The organism is Ochrobactrum sp. SFR4, assembly GCF_019730395.1.
In the GTDB taxonomy this organism is placed as follows: Bacteria; Pseudomonadota; Alphaproteobacteria; order Rhizobiales; family Rhizobiaceae; genus Pseudochrobactrum.
Genome location: NZ_JAAPBB010000400.1, coordinates 1 through 351, shown reverse-complemented (window position 1 = coordinate 351; position 351 = coordinate 1). Strand labels below are relative to the sequence as shown.

The window sequence follows — 351 nt, the reverse complement described above, 5'->3', positions numbered from 1 at the left end:
ATTTCCTGAATGCCGACATAGGCAAGATAAAACCCGCTGCCACACAGAAAAACAACCAGAAACTCCCAGATGCGCATAAGACCGGTAAACAGCGCCGGTGAGATGCTCTCATTGCGGTATTGGGCAGCAACTTTGACGGCAAGAGGGCTCAGCTCAACCTTTTCAGCAGGCGCAACCGGCTGATCGGGGGCATGCTGTTTCAGCACTGCCTTCCTGTCAAAATTTCCGTTGTTTTTTTTCTCACGCATAGGATCTACCGGCATATCTGGGCTTTTTCACAAGAAAATATATGCAATTTATCGGCTATGAGAGTTGTTATTTTCTTATTTTTACGAGGCGTTTCATATTATA

At 45.6% G+C, this 351-nt stretch carries 1 pseudogene; it reads right to left on the bottom strand.

The features are described 5' to 3' along the window. Positions 1 to 248 (bottom strand): annotated as a pseudogene (locus HBA93_RS19555) (hypothetical protein); the annotation flags it as partial. Positions 249 to 351: the final 103 nt, after the last annotated feature.